The 26,393-nt window shown below is 71.2% G+C and carries 25 protein-coding genes; 11 read left to right on the top strand and 14 right to left on the bottom strand.

Annotated features, from left to right (window positions below; translation table 11 throughout):
* Window positions 1-45: 45 nt before the first annotated feature.
* Window positions 46-927, bottom strand: coding sequence for an LLM class flavin-dependent oxidoreductase (locus HF577_RS09355; RefSeq protein ID WP_169395361.1), 882 nt, complete (start codon window positions 925-927; stop codon window positions 46-48).
* Window positions 928-1,092: 165 nt separating this feature from the next.
* Here HF577_RS09355 and HF577_RS09350 point away from each other — a divergent pair, with 165 nt between their 5' ends.
* From HF577_RS09350 to HF577_RS09340, 3 genes are all read left to right on the top strand, one after another.
* Window positions 1,093-1,683, top strand: coding sequence for a TetR/AcrR family transcriptional regulator (locus HF577_RS09350; protein WP_169395360.1), 591 nt, complete (start codon window positions 1,093-1,095; stop codon window positions 1,681-1,683).
* Between the two features lie 85 nt (window positions 1,684-1,768).
* Window positions 1,769-2,203, top strand: coding sequence for a nuclear transport factor 2 family protein (locus HF577_RS09345; RefSeq protein WP_169395359.1), 435 nt, complete (start codon window positions 1,769-1,771; stop codon window positions 2,201-2,203).
* 67 nt (window positions 2,204-2,270) lie between these two features.
* Window positions 2,271-3,377 carry a DNA alkylation repair protein gene (locus HF577_RS09340; protein WP_169395358.1) on the top strand — a complete coding sequence of 369 codons (1,107 nt, stop codon included), beginning with the start codon at window positions 2,271-2,273 and terminating at the stop codon, window positions 3,375-3,377.
* Between the two features lie 30 nt (window positions 3,378-3,407).
* Here HF577_RS09340 and HF577_RS09335 read toward each other — a convergent pair whose 3' ends face one another.
* From HF577_RS09335 to HF577_RS09315, 5 genes are all read right to left on the bottom strand, one after another.
* On the bottom strand, window positions 3,408-5,216 hold the full coding sequence (locus tag HF577_RS09335; RefSeq protein WP_312859033.1) for an ABC transporter ATP-binding protein/permease: 1,809 nt from the start codon (window positions 5,214-5,216) through the stop codon (window positions 3,408-3,410).
* Window positions 5,217-5,338: 122 nt separating this feature from the next.
* On the bottom strand, window positions 5,339-6,343 hold the full coding sequence (locus HF577_RS09330; RefSeq protein WP_169395357.1) for an LLM class flavin-dependent oxidoreductase: 1,005 nt from the start codon (window positions 6,341-6,343) through the stop codon (window positions 5,339-5,341).
* The gene (locus tag HF577_RS09325) at window positions 6,340-6,678 is read right to left on the bottom strand and encodes a TIGR04076 family protein (RefSeq protein ID WP_169395323.1); all 339 of its coding nucleotides are present in this window, start codon (window positions 6,676-6,678) and stop codon (window positions 6,340-6,342) included. The genes HF577_RS09330 and HF577_RS09325 overlap by 4 nt, the downstream gene beginning before the upstream one ends.
* Window positions 6,675-8,189, bottom strand: coding sequence for a sodium:solute symporter family protein (locus HF577_RS09320; RefSeq protein ID WP_169395356.1), 1,515 nt, complete (start codon window positions 8,187-8,189; stop codon window positions 6,675-6,677). Before HF577_RS09320 ends, HF577_RS09325 begins: the two co-directional genes overlap by 4 nt.
* Window positions 8,189-8,449, bottom strand: coding sequence for a DUF3311 domain-containing protein (locus HF577_RS09315; protein WP_169395355.1), 261 nt, complete (start codon window positions 8,447-8,449; stop codon window positions 8,189-8,191). Before HF577_RS09315 ends, HF577_RS09320 begins: the two co-directional genes overlap by 1 nt.
* A gap of 184 nt (window positions 8,450-8,633) precedes the next feature.
* Here HF577_RS09315 and HF577_RS09310 point away from each other — a divergent pair, with 184 nt between their 5' ends.
* Window positions 8,634-9,170 (top strand): helix-turn-helix domain-containing protein, encoded by a 537-nt coding sequence (locus HF577_RS09310; RefSeq protein WP_169395354.1) that lies wholly within the window; start codon window positions 8,634-8,636, stop codon window positions 9,168-9,170.
* 44 nt (window positions 9,171-9,214) lie between these two features.
* Here HF577_RS09310 and rox read toward each other — a convergent pair whose 3' ends face one another.
* The 3 genes from rox to HF577_RS09295 all read right to left on the bottom strand — a co-directional run bounded on the left by rox (window position 9,215) and on the right by HF577_RS09295 (window position 13,404).
* The gene (gene rox / locus HF577_RS09305; RefSeq protein ID WP_169395353.1) at window positions 9,215-10,642 is read right to left on the bottom strand and encodes a rifampin monooxygenase; all 1,428 of its coding nucleotides are present in this window, start codon (window positions 10,640-10,642) and stop codon (window positions 9,215-9,217) included.
* Window positions 10,643-10,837: 195 nt separating this feature from the next.
* A complete protein-coding gene (locus tag HF577_RS09300) occupies window positions 10,838-11,806 on the bottom strand; it encodes an NAD-dependent epimerase/dehydratase family protein (protein ID WP_169395352.1) in 969 nt (322 codons plus the stop codon).
* Between the two features lie 80 nt (window positions 11,807-11,886).
* Complete coding sequence (locus tag HF577_RS09295) at window positions 11,887-13,404, bottom strand: leucine-rich repeat domain-containing protein (protein ID WP_169395351.1); 1,518 nt, start codon at window positions 13,402-13,404, stop codon at window positions 11,887-11,889.
* A 199-nt stretch (window positions 13,405-13,603) separates the two neighbouring features.
* On the opposite strand from HF577_RS09295, the gene HF577_RS09290 reads away from it, so the two are divergent.
* Genes HF577_RS09290 through HF577_RS09280 form a run of 3 tightly spaced genes read left to right on the top strand, consistent with a single transcriptional unit; the run spans window position 13,604 to window position 16,898 of the window.
* The gene (locus tag HF577_RS09290) at window positions 13,604-15,049 is read left to right on the top strand and encodes an amino acid permease (RefSeq protein WP_169395350.1); all 1,446 of its coding nucleotides are present in this window, start codon (window positions 13,604-13,606) and stop codon (window positions 15,047-15,049) included.
* 53 nt (window positions 15,050-15,102) lie between these two features.
* A complete protein-coding gene (locus HF577_RS09285) occupies window positions 15,103-16,275 on the top strand; it encodes an aminotransferase class V-fold PLP-dependent enzyme (protein WP_169395349.1) in 1,173 nt (390 codons plus the stop codon).
* 44 nt (window positions 16,276-16,319) lie between these two features.
* The gene (locus HF577_RS09280; RefSeq protein ID WP_169395348.1) at window positions 16,320-16,898 is read left to right on the top strand and encodes a helix-turn-helix domain-containing protein; all 579 of its coding nucleotides are present in this window, start codon (window positions 16,320-16,322) and stop codon (window positions 16,896-16,898) included.
* Between the two features lie 14 nt (window positions 16,899-16,912).
* On the opposite strand, the gene HF577_RS09275 is transcribed toward HF577_RS09280, so the two are convergent.
* From HF577_RS09275 to HF577_RS09260, 4 genes are read right to left on the bottom strand one after another with little or no spacing between them, the layout of a single operon-like run.
* Window positions 16,913-17,824 (bottom strand): TIGR03560 family F420-dependent LLM class oxidoreductase, encoded by a 912-nt coding sequence (locus HF577_RS09275; protein WP_169395347.1) that lies wholly within the window; start codon window positions 17,822-17,824, stop codon window positions 16,913-16,915.
* A 52-nt stretch (window positions 17,825-17,876) separates the two neighbouring features.
* Window positions 17,877-19,172 (bottom strand): MFS transporter, encoded by a 1,296-nt coding sequence (locus HF577_RS09270; RefSeq protein ID WP_211174009.1) that lies wholly within the window; start codon window positions 19,170-19,172, stop codon window positions 17,877-17,879.
* Window positions 19,173-19,204: 32 nt separating this feature from the next.
* Window positions 19,205-20,056 carry a DeoR/GlpR family DNA-binding transcription regulator gene (locus tag HF577_RS09265; protein ID WP_312859032.1) on the bottom strand — a complete coding sequence of 284 codons (852 nt, stop codon included), beginning with the start codon at window positions 20,054-20,056 and terminating at the stop codon, window positions 19,205-19,207.
* Complete coding sequence (locus HF577_RS09260; RefSeq protein WP_312859031.1) at window positions 20,053-21,030, bottom strand: 3-hydroxyacyl-CoA dehydrogenase family protein; 978 nt, start codon at window positions 21,028-21,030, stop codon at window positions 20,053-20,055. The genes HF577_RS09265 and HF577_RS09260 overlap by 4 nt, the downstream gene beginning before the upstream one ends.
* A gap of 119 nt (window positions 21,031-21,149) precedes the next feature.
* On the opposite strand from HF577_RS09260, the gene otnK reads away from it, so the two are divergent.
* Together otnK and HF577_RS09250 are read left to right on the top strand one after the other, a co-directional pair.
* A complete protein-coding gene (gene otnK / locus HF577_RS09255) occupies window positions 21,150-22,529 on the top strand; it encodes a 3-oxo-tetronate kinase (RefSeq protein WP_246266132.1) in 1,380 nt (459 codons plus the stop codon).
* 38 nt (window positions 22,530-22,567) lie between these two features.
* On the top strand, window positions 22,568-23,197 hold the full coding sequence (locus HF577_RS09250) for a class II aldolase/adducin family protein (protein WP_169395344.1): 630 nt from the start codon (window positions 22,568-22,570) through the stop codon (window positions 23,195-23,197).
* 11 nt (window positions 23,198-23,208) lie between these two features.
* Here HF577_RS09250 and HF577_RS09245 read toward each other — a convergent pair whose 3' ends face one another.
* Entirely contained in the window at window positions 23,209-24,582 is a 1,374-nt protein-coding gene (locus tag HF577_RS09245; protein ID WP_169395343.1) for an MFS transporter, read from the bottom strand.
* Between HF577_RS09245 and HF577_RS09240 the strand changes: the two genes are divergently transcribed.
* A complete protein-coding gene (locus HF577_RS09240; protein ID WP_312859030.1) occupies window positions 24,503-25,597 on the top strand; it encodes a LysR family transcriptional regulator in 1,095 nt (364 codons plus the stop codon). The two genes, HF577_RS09245 and HF577_RS09240, sit on opposite strands and share 80 nt — an antisense overlap.
* Window positions 25,598-25,670: 73 nt before the next feature.
* Window positions 25,671-26,267 carry a TetR/AcrR family transcriptional regulator gene (locus HF577_RS09235; protein ID WP_169395341.1) on the top strand — a complete coding sequence of 199 codons (597 nt, stop codon included), beginning with the start codon at window positions 25,671-25,673 and terminating at the stop codon, window positions 26,265-26,267.
* Window positions 26,268-26,393 lie beyond the last annotated feature (126 nt).

Genomic DNA, 26,393 nt, shown 5'->3' with positions numbered 1-26,393 from the left:
ATGCTCCTGGGTCGTTGTGCGTCGATCTCGACAACTACCAGGATGCTAGAGCCGGGGCGACGTGCTGATGAGCTCGTCGGCGACCCACCGTACGACGTCGGCGGGGTAGGGCGCCGGCAGTCCGAGGACGAGGTGCCGGAAGTCGGCGTCGATCGCCTCGCCGATCGCGTCCCGGGTGGCGCCGGGCCGGTCGTAGGAGACGGGCAGGTGGATCGAGCGGGTGATCGAGGCGGGGTCCCGGCCGATCTCGGTGCAGTAGCGGTCCAGCAGTGCACTGCGGGCGATGGCGTCGTCGATGTCGCCGCCGGGGATGTTCCACAGGTCGGCGTGCTCGGCGGCCACCCGCAGCGTCGGGGCGGAGCGTCCGCCGATGAGGATCGGCGGGTGGGGCCGCTGCACGGGTTTGGGGTTGCAGAACGCTCCGGTGAGCTGGACGTAGGTGCCGTGGACGTCGAACGGCTCCTCCTCGGTCCACAACCGCCGGATCACCGTGCAGGCTTCCGCGAGGCTCCCCACGGCGTGCGCGGAGTCGTGGAAGGGCAGGCCGTGTGCGTCGTACTCGCGGCGGGCCAGCGGGTGGCCGGGGCGGGAGCCTGCGCCGATGCCGAGATCGAGCCGTCCGCCGGAGACGATGTCGACGGTCGCGGCGATCTTGGCCAGCATCGCGGGCGGCCGGAAGCGGTTGCTGGTGACGAGCAGGCCGAGCCGCAGGCGCCGGGTCTGCGCGGCGAGGGCCGACAGCAGGGTCCAGCCCTCGTAGGTCGGCCCGCTCGGGTCACCGCCGATCGGCATGAGGTGATCGAACAGCCACGCGTGCTCGATCTCCGGGATCGCGTCCGCCTCGCGCCAGACCCGCAGGACGTCGTGGTAGCCGACCTGCATGGGGGCGGTCATGATCCCGAAACCGGCTCGGGGTGGGTGCGTCATGGGTCCGTTCGTCCTTTCACGGGGGCTCGTGAGCGGGGAACGACGATCACCGTGGTCCGCCGCTCCCGGCCCCGCTCTGGCATCATGAGCAAGCGGAACGTTGCTCCGCTAACGATACGGAGCAGTGTTCCACTTAGCAACCTCGGCGGCGGAAGGAACGGCGCGATGAACGACGGCGACGAGGGCGCCCGACCCGCAGGGCGGTCCAAGCGGGCGGACGCCCGGCGCAACGAGGAGACGCTGCTCGACGCGGCTGCCGCGGTCTTCGTCGCCTCGGGGGTGGATGCGCCGGTGCGCGACATCGCGGCCGAGGCCGGTGTCGGGATGGGCACGATCTACCGCCACTTCCCGACGCGAGCGGATCTGATCATCGCCGTCTACCGGCGTCAGGTCGAGGCCTGCGCCGAGGCCGGCCCGGCCCTGCTGGCGACCAGCGCAACTCCGTACGCCGCGCTGGGGCAGTGGATCACCCTGTTCGTCGACTTCCTGGTCACCAAGCACGGGCTAGCTGCCGTGCTGCAGTCCGACAACGCCGGATTCGAGACGCTGCACGCCTACTTCCTCGACCGCCTCGTGCCCGTGTGCACCCAACTGCTCGACGCCGCCGCGGGTTCCGGCGAGATCCGGTCCGACCTGACGGCCTACGAGCTCATGCGCGGCGTCGGGAACCTCTGCATCGGCGCCGACCACGATCCCCGCTACGACGCGCGTCGGCTGGTCGATCTCCTCATCGCCGGGCTACGCCGGCCCCACTGACCATCGGCCGCCGGCGGCGACGGAAGGGTCCGCATGACCTCGGAGGTCATCGACCCGGGCACGGGCACCGACCAGGCTGCTGTCCATGGACACCCGAGAGACCGTCACCCGGCTGCTGGAACGGATCGCGCTGGGCGATCCCGAGAAGATCGCCGAGCTCTACGCCGACCACGTGGACTGGAAGCTGGACTGGCCGCCCGGTGACCACTCCCGATCGGTCCCCTGGATCCGGGACCGGTCCACGCGGGCCGGGGTCGCCGAGCACTTCCGCCTCATCGGCGAGCACCACGTGGCCGGTCGGAGCTCGGCCGAGATCGAGGCGGTGCTGGTCGACGGCCCGGACGCCGTGGTGCTCGGGGAGCTGCAGAACACGGCGAAGCCGACGGGGCGGAGCTACGTCGCCGCCTTCGCGCTGCACCTGACCGTGGAGCACGGCGTGATCACCCGCCACCACGTCTACGAGGACAGCCTCGCCGTGTGGGACGCCTTCCAGCCGGGCGGCCCCCGCGGGACCGGCTGAGCCCCGCTTGGTAGGACGGTCCCCGCGGCGACCCGACGGCGCCGTCCGACACGCGCTGGGAGATGCCATGCCGTTCGCCGACGAGCTGATCGGGCCGCCTACCGCGCAGGCCCTCACCCAGGCGATCCACGCCGCCCGGCCGGCTGCCCCGCTGACCGCGCTGCGCGCCGCCGAGGCCGGTCTCGCCCCGCTGGCGCTGCGGGAGCGCAGCGACCTGCTGCGCGACGCACTCATCCACGATCTCCCGGGCGACTACGCGGCCTTCGCGGGCACGATCCGCGCCGCCCGGGACGGCTCGGCACCGTTTCGCGGCTGGCTGATCTGGCCCGTCACCAGTGCGCTCGCGGCCACGGCGATCGCCGAGAACACCGACGAGGCGTTCGACGACGCCCTCGCGATGCTCGCCGACCTCACGTCCCGGCTGACGTCGGAGTTCGCGCTCCGCAGCCTGCTGGACCACGACCTCGACCGGGCGCTGGCGGCGATCCTCACGTGGACGACCTCGCAGGACGAGCACGTCCGCCGCCTCGCGTCGGAGGGCACCCGGCCCTTCCTGCCGTGGTCCACGCGCGTGCGAAAGATCATCAGCGACCCCCGCGCCACCCTGCCGATCCTCGATGCCCTCTACCGCGACGGGAGCGAGTACGTGCGGCGCTCGGTCGCCAACCACCTCAACGACCTCAGCCGGTTGGAACCGGACCTCACCGTCGAGACCGCGAGGCGCTGGCTGGCCGACCCGGACGGCAACACCGCGTGGATCGTGCGCCACGGGCTGCGGACCCTGACCAAGAAGGGACACGTCGCGGCGCTGGACCTGCTGGGCTTCCCGCCCGCCACGCTCGACGTCACCCGGCTGGAGCTCGACTCCCCCACCGTCCCGTTCGGCGGCACCGTCACCTTCACCGCCACGGTCCGCAACGCCGGGTCCGAGCCGGCGCGGCTGGTGATCGACTACGTCGTGCACCACCGCAAGGCCAACGGGAGCCAGAGCGGCAAGACCTTCAAGCTGACCACCACGACGCTCGCTCCCGGCGGCGAGCTCGCCGTCGCCCGTGCCCACTCCTTCCGCGCGATCACCACCCGGCGCTACTACCCCGGTCCGCACGCGGTGGAGCTCCAGATCAACGGCGTCGCCTCGGGCCGGACCGAGTTCACCCTGCTGCCGGCCACCTGAGCGGGGCCGACCGGCCCTCGGGCCGATGCGCTACCGGTGCGGGGCGGTGGCCTGCCAGCGGCCGCCGCCGAGCAGCTCCAGGCGCTCGTCGTGGAAGCGGGCGAGCGTGCTCCGGTGTCCCACGCTGACGATCACGCTGTCGGGCAGCTCGTCGCGCAGCAGGGTGTAGAGGGTGTGTTCGAGGCCCTCGTCGAGGGCCGAGGTGGCCTCGTCGAGGAAGACCACCCGGGGACGCATGATCAGCACGCGGGCGAACCCGAGGCGCTGCTGCTCCCCGGGAGACAGCCGCCGGGCCCAGTCGATCTCGTCGTCGAGGCGGTCGGCGAGGTGTGGGAGCTGCACCTGACGCAGTACCCGGACCGCCTCCTCGTCGCCGATCCGGCCCGCCGGCTGCGGGTAGGCCAGCGCGGTGCGCAGGCTGCCGAGCGGCACGTACGGCTGCTGGGACAGGAACAGGGCGCCGTCGCCGAGCGGGCGGCGCACGATGCCGTCGGCGTAGGGCCACAGGTCGGCCAGGCTGCGCAGCAGGGTGGTCTTCCCGCTGCCGGACGCGCCCGTCACCAGCAGGGCGTGGCCGGCGGTCACGGTGAGGTCGAGCTCGTCGACCAGCGTCCGGTCGTCGGGCAGGCGCACGGTGAGGTCGCGCACCTCCAGTCCGGCGCCACCCTCCAGCTGCACCGACGGCAGCGCGCGGGCCTCGGCGTCGGCGTCGAGCAGCCCGGTCAGCCGGTCGAGGGTGGCACGGTAGCTCGCGAACTGGTCGTAGGCGTTGCGGAAGAACGACAGGGAGTCGTGCACCTGTTGGAAGGCGGTGGCGGTCTGCTGGACGTCGCCGAGCGTGATCTGGCCGGCGAAGAACCGCGGGGCCTGGATGATCACGGGGACCACGACGGCCGCCTGGCTCACCGCCAGGTTGAAGCCCTGGAACTTCAGGCTCCGGAACACGATCGCCCACGCGTTGTCGATGACCGCACGGAAACGCGAGGACAGGGTGCTGCGTTCGACGTCCTCGCCACGGTGGAACGCGACGTTCTCCGAGTTGTCGCGCAACCGCACCAGCGCGTAGCGGAACGAGGCGTTGAACCGCTCCTGGAGGAAGCTCAGCCGGATCAGCGGGCGGCCCACCCGGAATGCGATCACCGAGGCGACGATCACGTACACGTAGGCGGCGAACGTCATGGCCCGCGGGATCTCGGCCCCGAGGATCGTCACCGGCGCGGAGAGCTGCCACAGGATGAGCGTGAACGACACCAGCGACACCAGCGACCCGACCGCGCCCACTCCGAGGGTCGCCGAGTCCATCGGGAACGACGCGATGTCCTCCTGGATGCGCTGGTCCGGGTTGTCGACGGCGGAGCGCGTGAACCGGCCACGGTGGTAGGCCCGGTCGCCGAGCCAGTCACCGACGATGTCGTCGTTGAGCCACACCCGCCAGCGGATGACGATCGCCTGCTGGACGTAGAAGGCGAGCAACGACTGGACCACGTAGATCGTGGCGAGAACGGCGAAGATCACCAGGAAGCGCGCGAAGCTCGCGGCGTCGAGCTGCTGCAGCGCGGTGTACAGGCCGTTCGACTGGTACGAGAGCAGCACGTTGAGGCGCACCCCGGCGATGGTCAGCAGCAGGAGCAGCAGCACGCCGAGCAGCGGGCGCCACCCGGCGCCGCCCCGTGGCGAGAAGTACGGGTAGGCCAGCCGCCGGAACTGCCGTCCCCACACCGTGAATCGCGTGAGGAGCGCGGCGACCACGCCACAACCCACCACCGTCGCCGCGAAGACGCCGACTATCCACACGAAACTGGTGAACCACTCGGTCGACCAGTCCAACGCGCCGCCCACGCGGCCTCCCGGTACGCCTCGGCCCCCGGACTTCGAGGCTAACCGCCGCCTGGAGGCCTCGGCGCTCCCGTGACCAGCCACACCCGACCGGCCGCGTCACTCACGGAGCGCGACGCCGCTCCTCAGTCACGCGAGAGCAGCGGGAGGACGCGGGTGCCCAGCAGTTCGATGCCCCGCGCGGCGGTGCGGCCGTGTGGGGTACCGAACTCCACCCGGGACACCCCCGCGTCGATCAGCCGCTGGGCCTGCTGCGCCACCTGCTCCGGGGTGCCCGAGAACGCGAACCTGTCCAGCAGGTCGTCCGGGATGAGCGCGTCGATCTCGTGATGTCCGCCGGAGCTGACGTACTGCTTCAGCTCGGCGAGCACGTCCGCCGGCACCTCCACGGTGGGGTCCAGCTCGGCCACGACGCCCAGGTACATCGCCACCTCGCGGCGGGCCAGTGCCCGCGCGAAACCGGCGTCCTCGTCCACCACGGTGACCGCGCCGACAACCACGTCGACGGCGTCGAGGGGGCGGCCCGCCTCGGTCGTCCCCACCGCCAGCCGGTCACGCGCCACCGGAACCATGTCCGGGTTCGCCGTCCCACCGACCTTCAGCTCGTCGGCCACCCTGCCCGCCAGTGCCACCATCCGCGGCCCCCAGGCGCCCAGCAGCAGCGGCACGGTGGGGCGCCGCGGGGTGTAGCTGAGCCTCGTGCCCGGCGCGACCTGGAACATCTCACCGGCGAAGCCGCCGTCGTCGCCGGCCAGCAGCATCCTGATCACGGTGATCGCCTCGTCGACCACCGTGACGGGCCGGGTACGCCGGATGCCGACCGCGTCCAGCCACGCTCCCCTGGCGAGTCCGAGGTAGGCCCGGCCGTCGGACGCGAGGTCGAGCGCGGCGACCTGGCCCGCGATCTCGTAGGGATGCTGCGAGTACGGGTTCCAGCAGGCGGCGCCGAGGCGCACGCGCTCGGTCGCCCGCGCCATCTCCAGCAGAGGGAAGATCGGCGGCTGGAACATCAGGTCGCCGAACACGCAGAGCACGTCGAACCCGTAGGACTCGGCGAGCACGGCGAGGCGTGCGTACTCCCCCGCCGTCTTGTCGCCCTGCAGGCCGAGGCCGATCTGCACGCGGGTCACGTCAGGTCCTGGGTGCGGAGCCGACAGATCCCGATGCGCTCCACCCGCATGATCAACCGTTCCTCCGGATCAGGGCAGGCGACCAGTGCGTCGCGTTCGAGCCAGTCGTCCGGCGGCAGCCTGCGCTGCTTGGCCGGCAGCAGCGGGAGCACCGACTGCAGCGCGTAGATGCAGAAGTGGCGGCCGTCCGGGATGCGCAGGCGAGAGCTGTCGACGAGCTCGACATGGTCGCCGACGTCCATCCCGCACACCGAGCGCCCCTCGATCCGGTCCACCGTCACGCGCAGGTCGTACAGCTCGGTCACCGGCTCGCCGGTGCCGTCCGGCGGCGTCACCGGCCGCCCTCGGTCACCGCAGCCAGCGGGCGTGGCCGCCGCGTGGAGGGCGACTCGACACCGACCGCGACCGCGGCCGGATCCGGCGCGGAGGTGACCACGCTGACCAGGACGACGACCACCGCGTTGATGGCCATGGCGATCAGCCCCGGCTCCCATTCCGGGAGCGTCGCCGCCCAGAAGTGCTTCGCGAACGGCGCCAGCAGCGCCACGAAGCCCGCCGCGATTCCCAGCAGCACGGCGACCGCCGACGTCCGGCGCCAGAGGAACGCCAGGAAGACGCCGGGAGCGAGCATGCCGATCGCCGAGTACGAGTACAGCAGGATGTCCACCAGCGACTCGCTGCTGCCGACCGTCAGGAACACCGCCGCGGCGGCGAACACGATCATCGACAACCGGGAGGCGAGCAGCGAGGTCCGGTCGGAGAGTCCCGGCCGCAGCGGGATGAGCACGTTGCGCGTGAAGATCGAGCCGGTGGTGAGCAACAGCACCGCACCCGGCGCCAACGCCAGCAGGAACGCGGTCCCGGCGAAGAGGCCGACGAGCCACGACGGATAGGACGTGGAGACGAACTGCAGCAGGGCCCCGTTGGAGCCGGCGTCCCCCGGCTGCACCCCGGCCAGCAACGCGCCGAAGCCGAGCAGGATGACGAAGAAGTAGGCCAGCGAGTACAGGGGCTGCCAGATCGCGGTGCGCCGGATCGCCGTGCCCGACCTCGCGGTGAAGGACACCTGGAACAGGTGCGGGAACACCCAGTTGCCCAACGCGACGTTGAGCGCCGAGGTCATCAGCCACACCGACGTCGTGGGTGCGGTCGGGTCGAGCCCGGGGAACCTGCCGATGCCCGGGTGCTGCTCCTCCACGAGCCGGAACACGTCGAACAGCGACGACGCCCCGACCCTTTCCGCCACGGTCGCCGACAGCGCCACCACGACGACCACGACGAGCACGTCCTTGACCGCGGCGGCGAACACCGCCGACCGCATCCCGACCACCAGCACGAACGCGAGCATGAGGACCGCACCGAGCACGGCGGCGACGCCGGGCGCTACGGCGGCCCCCAGGGTCATCCGCACGATCAGCTCGAGGCTGACCAGCTGGATCTGCACGTAGACCACGAGCGCGGCGATCCCGACGACGCCCGTCACGACACCCAGCCACGGCGCGTCGTAGCGGGCGGCGAAGAAGTCCGGCTCGGTGATCAGGCCGTGCCGCCGCCCGGCCCGCCAGATCTTCGGCATCAGCCAGTACCCGACCGCGTAGCTCAGCGAGACCGACGTGAGCGCCAGGTATGCGGGTGCGCCCATCGACCAGGCGTAGCCGGAGATACCCAACAGCGCGAAGATCGTGTAGATCTCGCCTGCGTTCATGAACCAGAACATCAGCGAGCCGAACTGCCGCCCGCCGACCGCCCAACCGGTCAGGGTGGACGTGCTTCCACCCCACCTGCCGAAGACGATGGAGCCGACCGCGGTGCCGAGGACGATCACCAGCACCAGAGCGAGCACCATCAGCGCTCGCTACCGGTCTTCTCGAGGAACTCGGCCTCCTCGTCGTCGACGCCGGCCCGGCGGTCCAGCACGAAGACGATGGAGACCACTACCGTCGTCAGCACGATGCCCAGCATCTGCCAGACCATCGGGAAAGGGATGTGCAGCGGCGCGAAGCGCACGTCATTGACCACTGGAGCCGCCAAGATCTGCCACCCGAATGGCAGGACCAGCAACCAGCGGTGAACAGTCGACCGTCGTGCAGGCGAGTACCCGGCCATCTACGGCTCCCGGAGCGTGGATCGAGGCATCAGGAATGTGCAGTGTGACTACACAACGGCCGGACCGTACGACGGCCTTGACAAGCCGGTCAACGGCTTCTGTCCGGGTTATACTTTGTGCATCGACATCACGCGTCCTTCATTTCCGGTCCCAGCTTGTGCAGCGTCACTGCATGGAGAGCGCATGATCGGCGACCAGCTTCGTGAGCTGCGGACCAGGCGGGGCCTCAGCCTTCGGGCACTGGCCGCCGACGCCGGGGTCTCGGCCACCCTGCTCAGCCAGATCGAGCGCGGGGTCACCGAGCCGAGCCTGGCCACGCTGCGCCGGCTCGCGAACGTGTTCGGTGAGTCGATGGCCACGCTGTTCGAGGACGGCGCCGCGCCGTCGGTGTGGATCAGCCGGCCCGGCGAGCGGTCCACCCTGCGCGGGCCGCGCGGGCAGATCGGTTACGAGCGGCTCACGCCGGGCAACGGGCAGATGGAGGTACTCCGCGGCGTCCTCGAACCGGGCGAGGCCATCAGCTCCGAGCCGTGGAGCCACGTGGCGCTGGAGTGTGCGTTCGTCCTGGCGGGCACGCTCACCGTCGAGCTCGACGGCAAACCGAACGCCGTGCACGCGGGCGAGGCGATCACGTTCGACTCCCGCCTCGCCCACCGCTACCTGAACTGCGGAGCCGAGCGCGCCGAGTTCCTCCTCTCCGTGGCGCCACCGACCCCCTGACCGCCCCTGACCGGCGCGGCCGCCACTGCGCCCCCGGCCGGCCCTCAGCCTGCGGCGGCGCCGAACCACCTGGGCAGCCGGCTGAGCAGATCCTGCTGATCGTCACCGACCCAGGCCACGTGACCGTCCGGCCGCAGCAGCGCCGCGGGCACGTCCAGTTCCTCGCTCACGTCGACGACGTGGTCGACCCGGTCCGCCCAGCCCGCCACCGAGAGCCGGCCGGTCTGGTCGAGCAGCAGTCCCCGGCCGCCGTGCATGAGGCCGTAGAGCCGCCCCTGCTTCAGCCCCACGTCCCGCAGCCGCCGACCGAGCAGCTCGTGCCCCTCGCCGAAGTCGTAGCGGACCGAGATCGCGGTGATCTTCTCGGTCAGGAACCGGCTCACCTCGTCGAAGTCCATCAGCTGCGACACCAGCCTGCGCACGGCCTGCGCGCCCGGCTCGAGCGACATCAGCTCCATCTGGGCGCGGGTGTTGTCCAGGACGTCGGCGGCCACCGGGTGCCGTTCGGCCTGGTACGTGTCCAGCAGCCCCTCCGGCGCCCATCCCGTGACCGCGGCGGCCAGCTTCCAGCCCAGGTTGAACGCGTCCTGGATGCCGAGGTTGAGTCCCTGCCCGCCGACCGGCGGGTGGATGTGGGCCGCGTCGCCCGCCAGCAGCACCCGGCCGACCCGGTAGCGCTCGGCCTGCCGCGTGCCATCGCCGAAGCGGGAGAGCCAGCGCGGCGAGTGCGCGCCGAAGTCGGTACCGGCGGTCACCCGCAGCTGCTGCGTGAACTCCTCGATGGTCGGCGGGACCGCGCGGTCATCGGCCACGCCCGCGGCGGGCACGACGATCCGGTACACCCCGTCCTCGAGCGGCCCGGCCCCGAACCGGAGCTGCGTCTTGCGGACCTCCGCCATCACGGCGGCCACCTCTTCCGGTGGTGCGGTCAGCTCCATCTCACCCAGCAGCGTGTCGACCCGGCTGGGCTCGCCGGGAAACTCGACGCCGAGCAGCTTGCGCACCGTGCTGCGCCCGCCGTCGCAGCCGACGAGGTAGCGCGAGCGCAGCTGCGTGCCGTCGGCCAACTCGACGGTCACCCCGTGGTCGTCCTGGCTCAGCTCGACCAGTTCGCAGCCGCGCCGGATCTCGGCGCCTGCCTCGACGGCGTGCTCGGCCAGCAGGCGATCGGTGACGGGCTGCGGGATACCGAGGACGTACGGATGTGCGGTGTCCAGCCGTCCCGGCGACGGCTTGGGGATGCCGGCGAAGAAGCCACCGACCGGGTACTGACTGCCGAGCGCGAGGAACCGCTCCAGCAGTCCGCGCTGGTCCATCACCTCGATGCTGCGCGCGTGCAGGCCGAGCGAGCGGACGACCCTGGTCGGCTCCGCCTCCTTCTCCAGCACGAGCACGTGCACTCCGTGCAACCGCAGCTCGCCGGCCAGCATCAAGCCGGTCGGTCCGCCGCCGGCAACGATCACGTCGATCAAGAGACTCCCCATTCGACAACGTCCCGCGAGACCCGCGTGTCCAAAAAGCACACGCAATTCGCGAATCCGTTGATTTCCGCAGGTCCTGGCTACGGCGGGAGATTCTGCGGCACGACCCGGGTCTTGCCGCAAGACCCCTGGTGCGCTATACGTTGAAGTGGGGAAAGGAACCGGTGGCCCAGTCTTTCGGGCCTCCTAGTCTCTCGGGACCTCCAGGTCGACCTGCCCGTCCGCCACGAGCCGGTCCAGCGCTTCGCGCAGAGCGTCCAGCGCGGTGTAGCGAGGCGCGAAACCCAGCAGGGCGCGTGCGCGCTCGATGCTCGCGCTGATCGAGCGGGAGACGTGCTCGCGGGTCACGTCGGCGTGCTGCGCTCCGACCAGCGACGCGAACGTGGGCCAGTCCACCAGCTCGAGCACGGGTTCGCGCCCGAACCACCCGGCGACCCCGTGGGCGAGGCCGCGCAGGGTCATCGCCTGTTCCGCGACGACATGGAGGCTCGAGCCGATGGCCGCGGGGCGCGTCAGCGCCCGCTCGAACGCCTGCGCGACGTCGTCGGCGTGGACGTGATGGAGGACGCCGAGGCCGAGGTCGGGCAGCGGTAGCGGTTCACCCAGCGCGAGAGCGCGCCACACACCCGGGTCGAGGTTGCCTGCCGGGGTGATGACCGGCCAGCCGGGCCCGCTGATGTGGCCGGGGTGCAGCACCACGCTCGGGACACCGCCGCTGCGGGTCTCGCGGTGCAGCAGCTCCTCGACCGCCGCCTTGCCGATGCCGTAGTCGCCCACCGGTCTGCGCGGCTCGTCCTCGGTGACCGGCACGCGCGCCACGGGTCCGTGCACCCAGATCGTGCCGCAGTGCAGCAGCAGCGGCCGGGTGGGCCGCAGCGCCTCGACGAGTTGGGTGGCCGACTCGGCGGTGAAACACACCAGGTCCACCACGACGTCGGGGGCCAGGGACGCGATCCGGGCCCCGAACGTCCCGGCGGCGTCCTCCGCCTCGCGATCGACGGTCACCCGCTCGACCCGGGACCACTCGGGCGCGGGGTGGTAGGGCTCGCGGGTCCCGCGGCTGAGCGCGACGACCTGGTGCCCCGCGCGCACCAGCCGGGGCACCAGGTAGGTGCCGATGTGCCCGGTCGCTCCGACGACCACGACTCGGCTCATGCGACACGCTCCGGCAGGCGGGCGTCGACGGCGTCAGGAGGAGGGGTCATCGCCCGATCATGCACCTGGCCGCGTGCCGGTCACGCGAGGCCGCCGACGAACACGCCTCGCGCACGCAGAGCCTCGACTCCGGTGATCGCGGAGGGATCGCTCTCGGAGAGGTCGACGCCGGTCAGCGCGGGCATGTCCTGGAGCGGACGGACGTCGGTCAGCGGGTTGCCGCCGATCCACAGCTCGTCGACGGCGGGGCAGCGGGCCACCGTGGCCGCGTCGCCGATCCGGTTGCCGGACACGTCCAATGTGGTCAGGGCCGGCAGCGCCTGCAGCGCGCCCGGGTCGGCGACGAGGTTGCGCGCGAGCCGCAGCTCCTCCAGCCGGGACAGCCCGGCGAGCGGAGTGACGTCGACGACCCGGTTGCCGCTGACGTCGAGCTCGGTGAGGGCGGTCAGGGAGGCCAGCGGCGCGAGGTCGGCGACGGCGTTCTCCGACAACCCGAGATAGAGGAGCCCGGTCAGGCCGGCGAGAGGGGCGAGGTCGGTCACCTCGTTGCCGGACAGGCCGAGCTCCTGCAGCGAGGCCAGCCCGGCGAGCGGTCCCAGGTCGCGAACCGCGTTGTTCGTCAGTTTCAGGGTGGTCAGCCGCGGCGCCTGCGCCAGCCCGGACAGGTCCGCGAGGTGGTTGCCCGGCAGATCCAGGTCCGCCAGGTTCGGCAGGTGGTCGAGCCCGCTCAGGGTCGCCATCGGCCCGGCCCGGGAGAGATCGCCGTTGCACGTCAGCCGGAAGACGCTGTCCAACTCCCGCTGCGACACCCGATCGCCGTCCGCGCCGCCGACCGCCTCGCGCACGCAGGCGGCCAGCGCCGGATCGGGGAACAGGTCCGCGAGCTCCAGCCTGCTGCCCAGCTGCGCGTATCCCGTCCCGGCGGCACCCGCCACCACCAGGACGATCGCACCCACCACGGTCCAGCGCACCGTGCGCCGCGAACCGGTGGAGCGCACCGCGGGCGGTTCGACGGCGGCGCCGCCCGGGCGGTCCGAGAGGAACCACCGGGTGACCACGACCACCAGCAGCAGCGCGGCCACACCCACGACGACCGCCGCCACGATCGGGATGCCCTGAACGCTCCCGCCGCGGTAGGCCAGGCTCTGGACGGCGAGGCCGAGCAGCGCGAGCGCGTAGAGCAGGGCCGTGACGACCGTGATCGTCGCGGCGATCAAGCCGAGCAACCGGTCCCCGAGCACCGCAGCCAGCCCGGCCAGCACCAAGACGATGCCCACCACCAGCAGCCCGACGGGAGCGAGCACGGTGGCCGCGTTCGTGGCTACCTGACTCAACGGGAAGTCCAGGCGGAACAGGTGCAGCGCGTCGGTGCCGATCGTGGTCGCGACACCGGCGACGGCGGCGGCGATGCCCGCGGCGACGATCGCGGAGCCGGCCGCCCGGCGCCTCCGGACGGACGCCGCGAGGGCGACCGCGAGCGGGGAGCAGGCCATGGCGGCCACCAGAGCCCCGGTCGCCAGGATGTGCGATCCCAAGGCCACCGCCACCACGATCCCGGCGACGGCGACGACCCCTGACGCGACGAGCAGGCTGCGCACGTCCCAGCACCCCCCGGACATCGGACCTGGCCCGGCGGACGCTGGGCGAGGACAAGTTACTGCCCGTGCCGATGTCGCCCGCGGCCGCAGCGGCCGGACCCGGTATCAACCCCGTTGAAGATCGTTGACCTGTATTGAACGTGTCCTTAGTGTTCTCGGAGGGTGACCGGGGCGGACACCTGGGGCGAGGAGGTTCCGGATGACCGCGACCACCGGGCACCAGCTGCACCGGCGGCTCACCGCCCGGCAGCTGACGATGATCGGGCTCGGAGGAGCGATCGGCACCGGCCTGTTCCTCGGGTCCGCGCTGGCGATCTCGCAGGCCGGACCGGCGACGATCATCGCGTTCGTCGTCGTGGCGCTGGTCGCGCTGGTGATCGCGTGGGCGCTCGCCGAGATGGTCACCGTGCACCCCACAGCGGGGGCCTTCGGCACCATCGCCCATGCCTACCTGGGACGGTGGGCAGGCTTCGTCATCCGCTGGACCTACTGGACGATCCAGGTGATCGCCGTCGGCGGCGAGGTGATCGCGGCCGGGATCTACGTGCAGTACTGGTGGCCGTCGATCCCGCTGTGGCTCGCCGTCGTCGTGTTCTCCGTCGCGCTGATCGTCGTCAACGCCGCGACGGTGCGGCTGTTCGGCGAGTTCGAGTACTGGCTGTCGATGATCAAGGTCTCGGCGATCGTCGTGTTCATCGTGCTCGGCATCCTGCTCATCACCGTCGGGCTGCCCGACGCTCCCGCAACCGGGCTGAGCAACCTCACCTCCGACGGCGGGTTCTTCCCCATGGGCCTCGGCGGGGTCTTCCTCGCGATGGTGTTCGTGGTCTTCAGCTTCGTCGGTACGGAGGTCGTGTCCGTCACCGCCGCCGAGGCGGAGAACCCGGCCAGGGACGTGCCACGGGCGGCCCGGCAGATGGTGCTCCGGCTGGCCCTCTTCTACGTGCTCGCGATCGCCGTCGTGCTGACCATCGCGCCGTGGTCACAGACCGCGAAGGGCGGCAGCCTGGACGCCAGCCCGTTCGTCCGGGTGCTCGAGGCCGCGCAGGTACCCGCCGGGGCATCGGTGATGAACTTCGTCATCCTGACCGCGGCCCTGTCCAGCGCCAACACCAACCTGTACCTGACGACGCGGATGCTCCACAGCCTGGCCGGGCACGGCTACGCGCCCGCGGCGCTCGGACGGCTCAGCCGGTCCGGGGCGCCCCGCAACGCGCTGGCGCTGTCCACGATCGGGCTGGCCGTCGCCGCCGCACTCTCGGTCAACGACGGAACCGCCGCCTACCTCGCCCTGTTCGGCATCTCGGTGTTCGGCGCGCTCGTCGTCTGGATGATGATCCTGGCCTCGCACGCACGGTTCCGGCTGCTGCGCCGGCGCCACGGACTGCCCGACTCGCCCGCCCGCATCTGGGGAGCCCCGGTCACCACCGGTCTCGCGTTCCTGTTCCTCGGCGCGGTGCTCGTCTCCACCGCTTTCATCGACGGCCTGCAGATCGCCTGGAAGGTGGGGGTTCCGTTCTTCGCGCTGCTCCTCGTCGCCTACCTCGTCACCGCCTCCCGCGGCCGGGGCGACGCAGGCAGCGACCCGCTGCGGGACGAGCTTGCGCAGTCGGCGGCTCCGGCCACCCGGCTGGACGGCGCATGACGATGCCGCCCGCACCCCCGACCAGGCCCGACGACCCGAGGAGCACACGCACCATGTCCGCAGGAACGGCAGGCTCGACACTCACCCTGCCCGATGACGTCAGAAGCCGGTTCCCGGTGCTGGGGAACCTGGTCTACCTGAACTCCTGTTCGCAGGGTGCGCTGTCCGATGCGGTCCGGAGCGCCTACGACGAGTACCTCGGGAGCATGGAACGCGAGGGGTCCTCGTGGGACCACTGGATCGAGCGGCAGGACCGGGTGCGCGGCCTCCTGGCCGACCTGCTCGGTGCGCAGGCCTCCGAGGTCGCGGTGACCACCTCGTCATCCGCGGGAATCGCCGCTCTCGCCAGCGCTCTCGACTTCTCGGGCGAGCGCAACAGGGTGGTGACGACCGACCTGGAGTTCCCGACGATCGGCCAGATCTGGCACGCCCAGGAGAGGCGCGGAGCAGAGGTCGTCCACGTCGGGTCGGACTCCGACAACACCATTCCCCTCGACCGTTTCGCCGAGGCGATCGACGACCGGACGCTGATCGTGTCGATCACGCAGGTCTGCTACCGCAACGGCGCCCTGCTCGACCTGAAGCCCGTCGTCGAGCTCGCGCACTCACGTGGCGCGCTCGTCCTGGTGGACACCTATCAGGGCGTCGGGGCGATCCCGCTGGACGTCCGCGATCTCGGCGCGGACTTCGTCAGCGGTGGATGCCTGAAGTATCTGCTCGGCTCGCCCGGCGTCGGCTTCCTCTACGCCCGCGCCGACACCACGGCCGCGCTGGTCCCGACGAGCACCGGATGGTTCGGGGCACGGGACATCTGGGCGATGAACATCCACTCCTACGATCCCGCGACCGACGCCCGGCGCTTCGAGTCGGGCACCCCGCCGGTGCCCGGCCTGTACGCGGCGGCGGCGGGCATCGAGCTCATGCTCGAGATCGGGATCGGACGCACCCGGTCCCACGTCGAAGGACTGCTGACCCGGCTCCGGAGCGGCGTCGAGGAGATCGGTGGAATCGTCGTCACGCCGGAACGCCTGCACGGGCCGATGCTGGCCGTCGCCACCACCGACGAGCACGCCTGCGTCGCCGCCCTGGAGAAGGACGGCGTGGTGGTCAGCTCCCGCGATGGCAACGTCCGGATCTCCCCGCACTGCTACAACGACACCACCGACATCGACGCCGTACTGGCGGCCCTGCACACCCACCGCCATCTCCTGCGCACCACGCACTGACACGGGTTGCAAGGGCGTTTGCCGGAACGGCAAGCTCCGCCCTCATGGACGACGACCTGGACGACGTACTGCGCGCGGTCGGGCCACGGCTGCGGGCGCTGCGGCGGCGGCGCGGTGTCACCCAGGCCGACCTGGCGGCGACCACCGGCATCTCGGAGAGCACGCTGTCGCGGCTGGAGAGCGGCCGGCGGCGGCCGAACCTGGAGCTGCTGCTGCCGCTGGCGCGCGCGCACGGAGTGCCGCTCGACGAGCTGATCGGCGCGCCGCCCACCGGGGACCCGCGGGTCCACATCCGCCCGATCCGCCGCTTCGGCCGCACGTTCCTGCCGCTGACCAGACGCGCAGGCGGGCTGCAGGCCTACAAGATGATCATCCCGGGTGGTCCGGGCCCCGCGGACCCCGAACTGCAGACCCACGAGGGCTTCGAGTGGCTCTACGTCCTCAACGGGCGGCTCCGGCTCCTCCTCGGCGACCAGGACCTCGTACTCACCCCCGGCGAGGTCGCCGAGTTCGACACCCACGTCCCGCACTGGATGGGCGCGGCCGACGACGACCCGGCCGAGCTGCTCATCCTCTTCGGGCAGCAGGGCGAGCGGACCCATGTGCGCGCCCGCACCCGCTGACCTGGCGGACCAGCTCAACCGAGCTTGAGGATGACCTCCTCGCGGAGGCGTTCGAGCGCGTCGAACCGCCGCTGACCGTCGCCGAGGGTGGAGTCCGGGATGAGGAGCTCGTCGATGCCCGCCTCGGCGTACCGGCCGAACGTGTCGATCAGCTCCTCGGCGCTGCCCATCACGACCGGTTGCCTGCGGGCCGCCAGCAGCCGTTCGCGGCGCTCCTCGGCCTCGGTGTCGCCCGGCGTGATCACCTCGAACAGCGCCTGGGTGGACCGGCGCACCGTGCTCGGGTCGCGCCCGATCTTCTCGCAGTGGCCGCGGAACACCTCGCCCTTGTGGACGGCGAGCTCCGGCAGGCTCCAGTGGTTCCACTCGTCGGCGTACCTGGCGACAATGCCGAGGGTGACCTTCTCCCCCGCGCCGCCGATCAGCAGTGGCATCGCCGCCGGCTTGGGCTCCAGTGGCGCGCCGGAGAGGTGGTAGTACTTCCCGTCGAAGTCCGTGCGGTCCTGGGTGAGCAGGCCCTTGATCACCTGGCAGGCCTCGTCGAAGCGGGCGAGCAGCTCCCCCGGGCGCGGCAGGTCGATGCCGTACGCCTCGTGCTCGTTGACCTGCCAGCCCGCGCCGACACCGAGCACGAACCGGCCGCCGCTGATCTGGTCGATGGTGGCCGCCTGGTTGGCCACGACGGCCGGGTGCCGGTAGGTGTTGCCGAGCACCATCGAACCGAGCCGGACCCGTGCGGTGCGGCCGGCGAGCGCCGACAGCACCGCCATGCACTCGTTCATCGGGACATCGACGCCCTCGGGGCCGTTGGCCATGAAGTGGTCGGCGAACCAGACGCCGTGCCAACCGGTGCGCTCCGCGTACTCGGCGCCGTCGAGGATGTCCTGCCACGACCGCGAGCCCACGGGCCACAAGGAGAAGTCCATGCCCCTGAACGTAATACTCGCCCGACCGCGGGCGGCGCGGACGTGAGCGACGTCAGAGCTTGCGCGAGTAGTCGATGGCCACCGACGGGACCGCCATCAGCACGCCCGCCACGGCGAACATGATGAAGACGCCGACGAAGCTGCCGGTCGCCTGGACGATCACCCCGACCAGGATGGGGGTGAGGATCCCGGCGACATTGCCCGAGAAGTTCATCGCCCCCGAGAGCCGGCCGACGTGCTGCTTCGACGCGAGCCGCGCGGGCACGGCCCAGTAGAGCCCGCCCCAGCGGAGGAAGAAGTTCGCCAGGCTGATCAGCAGGATGGCCGCCGCGGGCGTGGTCACCGTGTTGACGAGGATGATCGCGACGGCGACCCCGAGGCCGGCGAAGCCGAGCAGGGATCGCAGCACGAGGTTGGGCGAGGCACCCGAGCGGATCCACCGGTCGGCCACCTGACCGGCGAACAGCTCGCCGACGAAGCCCGCGCCGAAGATGACGAACGTCCACACGCCGGTCATGCCGAAGGAGACGTGCTGGACCTCGCTCACATACGACGGCGCCCAGGTCAGCAGGCCGTAGAGCACCGCGTCGTACCCGAAGAACGCCAGCAGCAGCAGCCAGGGACTCCGGAACCGGAAGTACCGCAGAGCCGACCCCTGCACGACGGGCTCCGGGCCGTCCTCGACCTCACCCTTCTCGAGGTACTCCACCTCCTTGCGCGTGATCAGGGGGTGGGTGGCCGGGTCGTCCCGCATGAAGACCCAGGCCACGACGCCGATCAGGACCGTGATGACGCCGACGGCGGCGAACGCCAGCCGCCAGGTGCCCAGCCAGACGATCAGACCGGTCACCAGCAGCCCGCCGAACGCCGTGCCCAGCGGGCCGCCGCCGTCGACGAGCGTGCTGCCGCGGGCGTGCTCACTCGTGCGCAGCCAGCGCGTCAGTGAGGCGTTGGCGCCGTTCTGCACCGGGCCTTCGAAGACGCCGAGGAGCATCCGCATGCCGATGAGCGAGGCCACGCCGTTGGCGAGTCCGGTCAGCCCCTCGATGATCCCCCAGCCGAGCAGGCTCGCCGACACGACCCTGCGCGGCTTCAGCTTGTCGACCAGCCAGCCGCCGGGCAGCTGCATCAGGGCGTAGGTCCAGCCGAACGAGCTCAGGATGAGCCCGGTGGTCGCCGCGCCGAGGTGCAACTCCTTGCTGATCAACGGCATCGCGATCGACAACGACGACCGGTCGATGTAGTTGATGATCATGATGAGGACGAAGAACCCGAACATCCACCAGCGCAGCCCGGAGATCCGGGTACCGCCCTGGTTGTGGACTCCTCGTTGAGTGGTGAGTTGCACGTGTGAGACCGCCAGTTCTCTCGCGATGAACGTCAGTGCCGGGCGGATTCACCGGCCCGCACAGCCCGGATCCCGGGTACCGCGTCTTCGGTGGGTTCGGCGTGCGCGAGGTCGAGCTCGACACCGAGATCGCGGATGCCGTCGGCCGCCGCGGCCTGCAGCCTGTCGTCGGTGACGATGCGGTCGAAGCGGCGCAGCGGAACGACGTCGTACATGCCGAAGGTCCCGAACTTCGTGCTCGTGGCCAGCAGCACCGACTCGGAGGCGCCGTCGAGGGCCGCGAGCTTGACCTCGACCTTGGCTTCGGTCGGCGTGGTGACGCCCCGGCTCAGGTCCCAGGAGCTGGTGCTGATGAACGCGAGGTCGGTGTTGAGCTGCCGCAGCGTCTGGGCCGCGAGGCGCCCGACCGTGGACCGGTTGGTGTGGTCGAGACGGCCGCCGGTGTGGATCACGTCCACGGTCGCCGAGCCGGTGAGGTCCTCGACGATGACGTTGTCGTTCGTGATCACGGTCATCCCGCTGCGTGCGCGGATCGCCGGGACCAGCGCGCCGGTGGTCGTGCCGGCATCCAGGTAGATCGTCATGTCGTCGTGCAGCAGCGCCTCCGCCACCTGCGCGATGGCGGCCTTCTCGGCGAGCTCGGTGCCCGCTTTCGTGGCGAAGGTCGGCTCCTCGTGCATGGGGCTCGCATGGCGCACGCCGCCCGGCACGGAGTAGGCCCGACCCTCCCGCTCGAGCACGGCGATGTCGCGGCGCACGGTCATGTGGGAGACCCCGAGAAGCTCGGTGAGCTGGGCGACGCTGAGGACGGTGTCCCGGCGCAGCGACCGCATGAGCTTCTCCCGTCGCTGGTCGGGGATGAGGTTCGAGTCCCTCTCGCTCACTGCCCCGCTTCTTCCTTCTCCGCCGCTTCCTTCGCCGCTGCCGCCTCGAGGCCGGGTGCGGCACCGAGCTCGCGGCGCAGGACGCTCAGGCGGCGATACGCGGCGTCGCGGTAGGCGAGCAGCGCCGGAACGTCCTCGCTGGGGATGTCGAGGAACCCGCGCCCGCTCTTGATCCCGAGGTTGCCCGCCTCGACCGTGGCGGTCAGCGTCTCCGGTGCGGCGAGCCGCTCGCCGTACTCGGCGGCCAGGCTGCCGTAGGAGGCGGCGTAGACGTCCAGGCCGGCCATGTCACCGATGGCGAAGGGGCCGAAGAGGGCGAGCCGGAACCCGAACGCGTTGCTCACGACGGTGTCGATCTGCGACGGGGTGGCCAGACCCTCGTCCACGATCCGCACGGCCTCCTTGTACAGCGCGAACTGGAGCCTGTTGGCGACGAAGCCGGGGCTGTCGGCGACCCGGGCCGGCGCTTTCCCGGCCTCGACGAGCATGGCCTCGACACCGGCGATCGCGTCGGCCGAGGTGTGGGAGGTGGGGATGAGCTCGATGGCGGGGACGAACGGGGCCGGGTTCATCCAGTGCACGCCGAGGAAGCGTTCGGGGCGTTCGACCGACTCGGCGAGCTCGGCGATCGGGATGGCCGAGGTGTTCGAGCCGATCACGGTGTCGGCGCGGGCGGCGCGGGAGATCCGCCGGAGCGCATCGGCCTTGACCGTGCGGTCCTCGAAGACGGCCTCGGTGACGTAGTCGACGTCCGCCACGGCGGACTCGATGCTGTCGGCGGCCCGCAGCCGCTGCTCCAGGATCTCCACCGAGCCCGGGTCGAACAGCCCCGAGTCGACGAAACGCCGCGCCTCGTCGAGGAGCCGGACGCGCGCGGCCTCCGCCTTGGCCGCGTCGACGTCACTCAGCACGACGTCGCGCCCGGACAGAGCGAGCACCTGAGCGATCCCGCCGCCCATGTATCCCGATCCCACGACCGCGATGGTGCGGATCCGGGTTACTTGATCGCTCGACATTCGGACCACTCCCTCGGGGCTGCGGGCGGCGACGACGTCACCGTGTCGCCTTGAACGCACGTTAGCTTCGCGTTCACATGAGCGTCAACTCTGATAACGTATCTTCACATAGGAGAACACGGCAATTCACGCGCTTCGGACAGCGCGAGCGTCGAGAGGGGTTGCACGTGCCGCAGTGGGGCTGCATAGCCGACGACGTGACGGGGGCGACCGACCTCGCCACGAACCTGGTGTCCCGCGGCCTGCGCACGGTCGTGCTGCTGCAGCCGTTCTCCGACTCGGGGGTGCTGCTCGGGCCCGGGCGGCTGCCCACGGACGTCGACGACATCGACGCGATCGTGGTGGCACTCAAGTCGCGCACCGCTCCGATCGACATCGCGGTGGCGCAGAGCGTGGCGGCGCTGGAGTACCTGGAGTCCGTGGGTGCCGAGCGGATCTATGTGAAGTACTGCTCCACCTTCGACTCGACACCCGCGGGGAACATCGGGCCGGTCATCGACGCCGTGCTCGCGCGCACCGGCGAGAATCGGACGATCGTGGCGCCGAGCTTCCCCGACGCCGCGCGCACCGTGTACCGCGGGCATCTGTTCGTCGGCGACGAACTGCTGGACGAGAGCCCGATGCGGCACCATCCGCTGACCCCGATGCTCGACTCCTCGCTACCGCGCCTGCTCGCTCCGCAGACCACGGGGCGGGTGGAGCTCATCACGCTCCCGACCGTGCGCGCGGGCCGTGCCGAGCTGGCCCGGAGCCTGGAGGCGCCGCGCAGCGACGGGCCGGTGTCCCTGGTGGTCGACGCGATCGAGAACGAGGACCTCGAAGCGATCATGGCGGCCTCGGGCGCACTGCGGGTCGTGACCGGCGGATCGGGGCTGGCGCTGGGAATCCCCGAGCGCGCCGCGTCCGACGCCAGAAGGATCCGGGTGGTCGAGGGCCGTCGCGCCGTGCTCTGCGGCAGCGCCTCGCAGCGCACCCGCGACCAGGTCGCCTTCGCCCGGGCGCGGCTGCCGTGGCGGAAGCTCGACGTGGCCGGGCTCGCCCGGAACGTCGAGGATGCCGCCGCGGAGATCGCCGCCTGGGCCGCAGCCTGCTGGGACGAGGACCGCACGGCCATCCCGCTCGTCTACTCGGCGGACTCCCTCGCTGACGTCGATCACGACACGCCCGGCGCCGCCGAGCTCGTGGAGCGCGCCTTCGGCGCCGTCGCCCGGCACCTCGTGGCGCTCGGCGCGACACGTCTGATCGTGGCAGGCGGCGAGAGCTCGGGACGGGTCATGGCCGAGCTCGGCGTGACGCAGCTACGGATAGGTCCCGCGATCGCCGCCGGAGTCGCGTGGAGCGAGGCCACGACGGCGGCGGGCGACCCGCTGAACGTCGCGTTGAAGTCGGGCAACTTCGGCGCGGTCGACATGTTCACCGAGGCGTGGCACGAACTGGAACGGGGCATGAGCGAGTGAGCGACAACGGATCTCGGACGTCCGTGGAGACAGAAGCGATGCTGAGGAGGGAGCTCGTGGCCGCCGCGGCGCAGCTCGCGGGAGCCGGCATGAGCCCGGGCTCGTCGGGCAACCTCAGCGTCCGCCACGGCGACCGCATCATCATCTCGCCGACCGGATCGGATCTCGCGTCGCTGATCCCCGAGCGGCTCTCGGAGCTCGACTTCGACGCAACGCTGCTCTCCGGACCCGCGCCCTCGAAGGAGTATCCGTTCCACCGGGCGTTCTACCGTCGCGACGAGACGGTGCGAGCCGTCGTCCACGTGCACTCCCTCGCCGCATCCGCGTACTCATGCCTCGACCCCTGGTCCGAACGCAGCGCAGTTCCGCCGCTCACCCCCTACTTCGTCATGCGCGTCGGCCAGACTCCCCTGATCCCCTACGCCGATCCCGGTGACGCGGCCCAGGCCGACGCCATCGAGGCGTCCGACTCCCGGTTCCGGGCGGCACTGCTGCAGAACCACGGCGCGATCACGGCCGGGCGCACCGTGCGCGAAGCGCTGGACGCTGCCGTCGAACTCGAACAGACGTGCGCCCTGCTGCTACAGCTCGGCTCACGCCCGTTCCGGCTACTGCCGGCGGAGGCCGTCGACCGGCTGGCGACGAAGTACGACTCACCCTGGGGCTGACGCGGAGCGCGTCATCCGGTCGTCTCCTCACGGCGCGCGAGAGCGAACACCGACCACGCGATGGCACAGACTGCGGACGACATCAGCAGGGCCCACCCGGTGCCCGTGGCGACGGCGGCACCCATGACGGCGACGCCGAGGGTGGCGCCGACCTGACGTACGGCATTGAGCAGGCCGCCCACCGCACCGGCCGTGCCCGCCGGGGCGACGCCGACAAGGGCCGTGACCAGCGCCGGCATGGCGTAGGAGACGCCGAAGCCGGTCAACAGCAGGCCCACCGCGAGCCACGGGTAGCCGCCCTCGGCGAAGACCGTGCCTGCCAGCACGGCACCTCCGGCGGCCAGCAGAGCCAAACCGGCCAGGATCGGCCGGCGAGGACCCACCCGTGCCACGATCTTGCCCGTGAACGGCGGGTTGGCCGCGAAGGGAAGAGTCAGAGGCAAGAACGCCAGCCCGGTCTGCAGGGGGCTCAGGTGGCGCTGCTGCTGCAACAACAGGGGCAGCACGAACAGCCCTCCGGTCAACGCGAAGTTCACCGCCGCAGCCGCCAGCAGCCCGGCCCGCACCCGGCGGGACCGCAGCAGAGCACGGTGCAGGACGGGAGCCGGGCTACGACGTTCCAGGCCGCAGAACGCCAGCGCCGACACCCCGAGACCCACCGACGTCCACGCGGCGTGAGCCCATGCCTGCGCACCGGCGGCGATCAGTGCGTCCGTGAAGAGGGCCAGCACCGCGGCGGCTGCCAGCTGGGCGGACCAGTCGATCCGGCGGTCACCGCGTGGGCAGGCCAACGCCCGGCCCAGCGTCAACGCCAGCACCGCCGAGCCGATGGGCACGTTGACCAGGAAGATCGACCGCCAGCCGGCCGCGCCGACCAGGGCACCACCCGCGATCGGACCGGCCGCAACCGCCGCACCGCTGATCGCGGCCCATGCCGAGACCGCCCGCGCCCGCGCCGCCGGTTCCGGGTACAGCTGGGCGATCATCGCCATCGAGGCGGGCACGCATGCCGCCGCGGCGACGCCCGAGATCGCACGCAGGAGGACCAGGGCCCCCAGTCCCGGGGCGAATGCACTGAGCAGGGAAGCGAGCGTGAAGACCGCGATCCCGGCCCGGAAGAGCCGCTCGGCGCCGAAGCGGTCCGCCGCCGCCCCCGCCGACAGCAGCAGGGCGGCGAACGCCACGGTGTAGCTCGCCGTCGCCCACTGCAGCCCGGCCATCGAGGTGTCGAGAGACGACGCCAGATCGGGCTCGGCGATCGACAGCACGGTCATATCCAGCAGCACCATGAAGTAGCCCAGCGAGATGCCTGCCAGCGCGTGGGCACGCCCCCGCCCGGGACGGGGACTCGCCGAAAGCGGCGCGGGTGAACTCGAGAAGGTCATGCCTGAGACAGCTCCCGAAGACGAATGTGGGGATGACGCGCCCCACTGTCCGTTTCGGCAGGCCGGCGGCTCCACCGCCGGAGCAGCACGTCCCGTTCGGAATTTCCGAACGTTCGGCACTGCTTGTGCGGCTGTGGAGCTGCGCCAACTCAGGACCTTCGAGGCCGTCGTCCAGCACCGGACCGTGACCGACGCCGCCGTCGCGCTCGACCTCGCCCCGTCGTCCGTCTCCCAGCAGATCCGGACTCTCGAACGAGCACTCGGTGTGGCCCTGTTCGTGCGCGGCCCCAAGGGAATGGAGCTGACCCCCGCCGGACAACGACTGCAGGGATGGGCACGGTCGCTGCTCGACCAGGCCACGCGGGCCACCCGCGACGTCAGAGGCGAACGGCAACTGCTGCGGCTCGGCGCGCTGGAAACCCTCGCCGGCTCCTACGTGCCCAGGGTGTTCGCCCGGTTCGCCGAACGCCGGCCCGACATCGACCTCGAGATCCACACCGAACGCGCCCGCGACGGTCTCCTCGCCGACGTGATCGAGGGACGGCTCGAAGCCGCCCTGCTGCTGGACTCCGGCGACGACGTCGGCGGACTCGGGTTTCCCGCGCCCGCCGCACCGCTCACCTTCGTCGACCTCGACCCGATCCCCCTCGCACTGGTATCCGCGCCGGCCCATCCGCTCGCCGCCCGAGCCGGGCTGACTCCCCGCGACCTCGAACACGAGCGGCTGCTGGTCAACGTGCCGGAGTGCTCGTTCTGGATGGCCGGGAACACGATCCTCGGCCCCGGTCCCGAACGGATCAGAGTGGGAGGCGTCCCGGTGATGCGCGCATGGGCGGAGCACGGCCTCGGAATCACGCTGCTACCCCGGTTCGTGGTCGCCGACAGCCTCCGCTCCGGCGCCCTGACCCAACTCGACCTCCCACTCCCGGATCTCAGCCTGCGGCTGGTCTGGCGAGAAGACCAGGAGTCGTTGCCCGGCATGCGCGACGTCCTGTACGCCACGGCCCGCCCCTGAGCACGAGACCTCGACGACTCGTGACCGGCGCAGCGGGCGTGGAAGTCGGTGTGCCGCCTCCTAGGCTGGATAGATGCCACTGGACGTCGACGCCGAAGCGCGACTGGACGCGATCGCCGAAGCCACGATCGAGCAGGCCACGCACGCCGGCCCCAGGGCGATCACGATCCGCACCGTGGCAGCTCGGCTCGGCGGTTCGACCACCAAGGTCACCCACTACGTACGCAGCCGCGGTGAGCTGATGGCCAACGCCGTTCGACGGGTGCAGCAGCACTGGCGCCCGGAGCTGGCCGAGGTCCTGGCCGGGAGGACCGGCCGGGACCGGCTCGCGACGTTCGTCGACTGGTGGACCACCGGAACCGCCCAGTACGACGTCTTCCGCCTCATGTGGGTCGAGATGCTGGCGATGCGCGACTCGGACGAGGTCGTTGGCAGAGCGCTCCAGCAGGAGGCCCACGCGGAGCGGGACGAGGTGGTCGCCGTACTGACCGAGTCGCGGATCGCCGACCCGCAGCTTCGCGCCGACATGCTCTACCTGCTGCTGCGAGGCATCAACATCTCCTCCGTCGAGGACCCGGAGACCTGGCCGGCCGAGCGCGGACGGCAGGCAGCCCTCGCCCTCGTCGAGCTCATGCCGAGCACACCCACCTCCTCGCGCCAGCCTGACTGAGGCACGGCGGATTCCACCCCCCGCGGTCGTTGACACCTGAACTACCGTGCTACAACTATGTTGTACAACGTTGTTGCACAACGCCCATGCTGCACATATCCGACACCGGAGCCGTGTCTGCAGCCC

The sequence above is a fragment of the Pseudonocardia xinjiangensis genome (genome assembly GCF_012911925.1).
GTDB classification, from domain to species: domain Bacteria; phylum Actinomycetota; class Actinomycetes; order Mycobacteriales; family Pseudonocardiaceae; genus Pseudonocardia; species Pseudonocardia xinjiangensis.
Note: the sequence above shows the minus strand (reverse complement) of the source record. Positions and strands in the feature narration are given on the sequence as shown.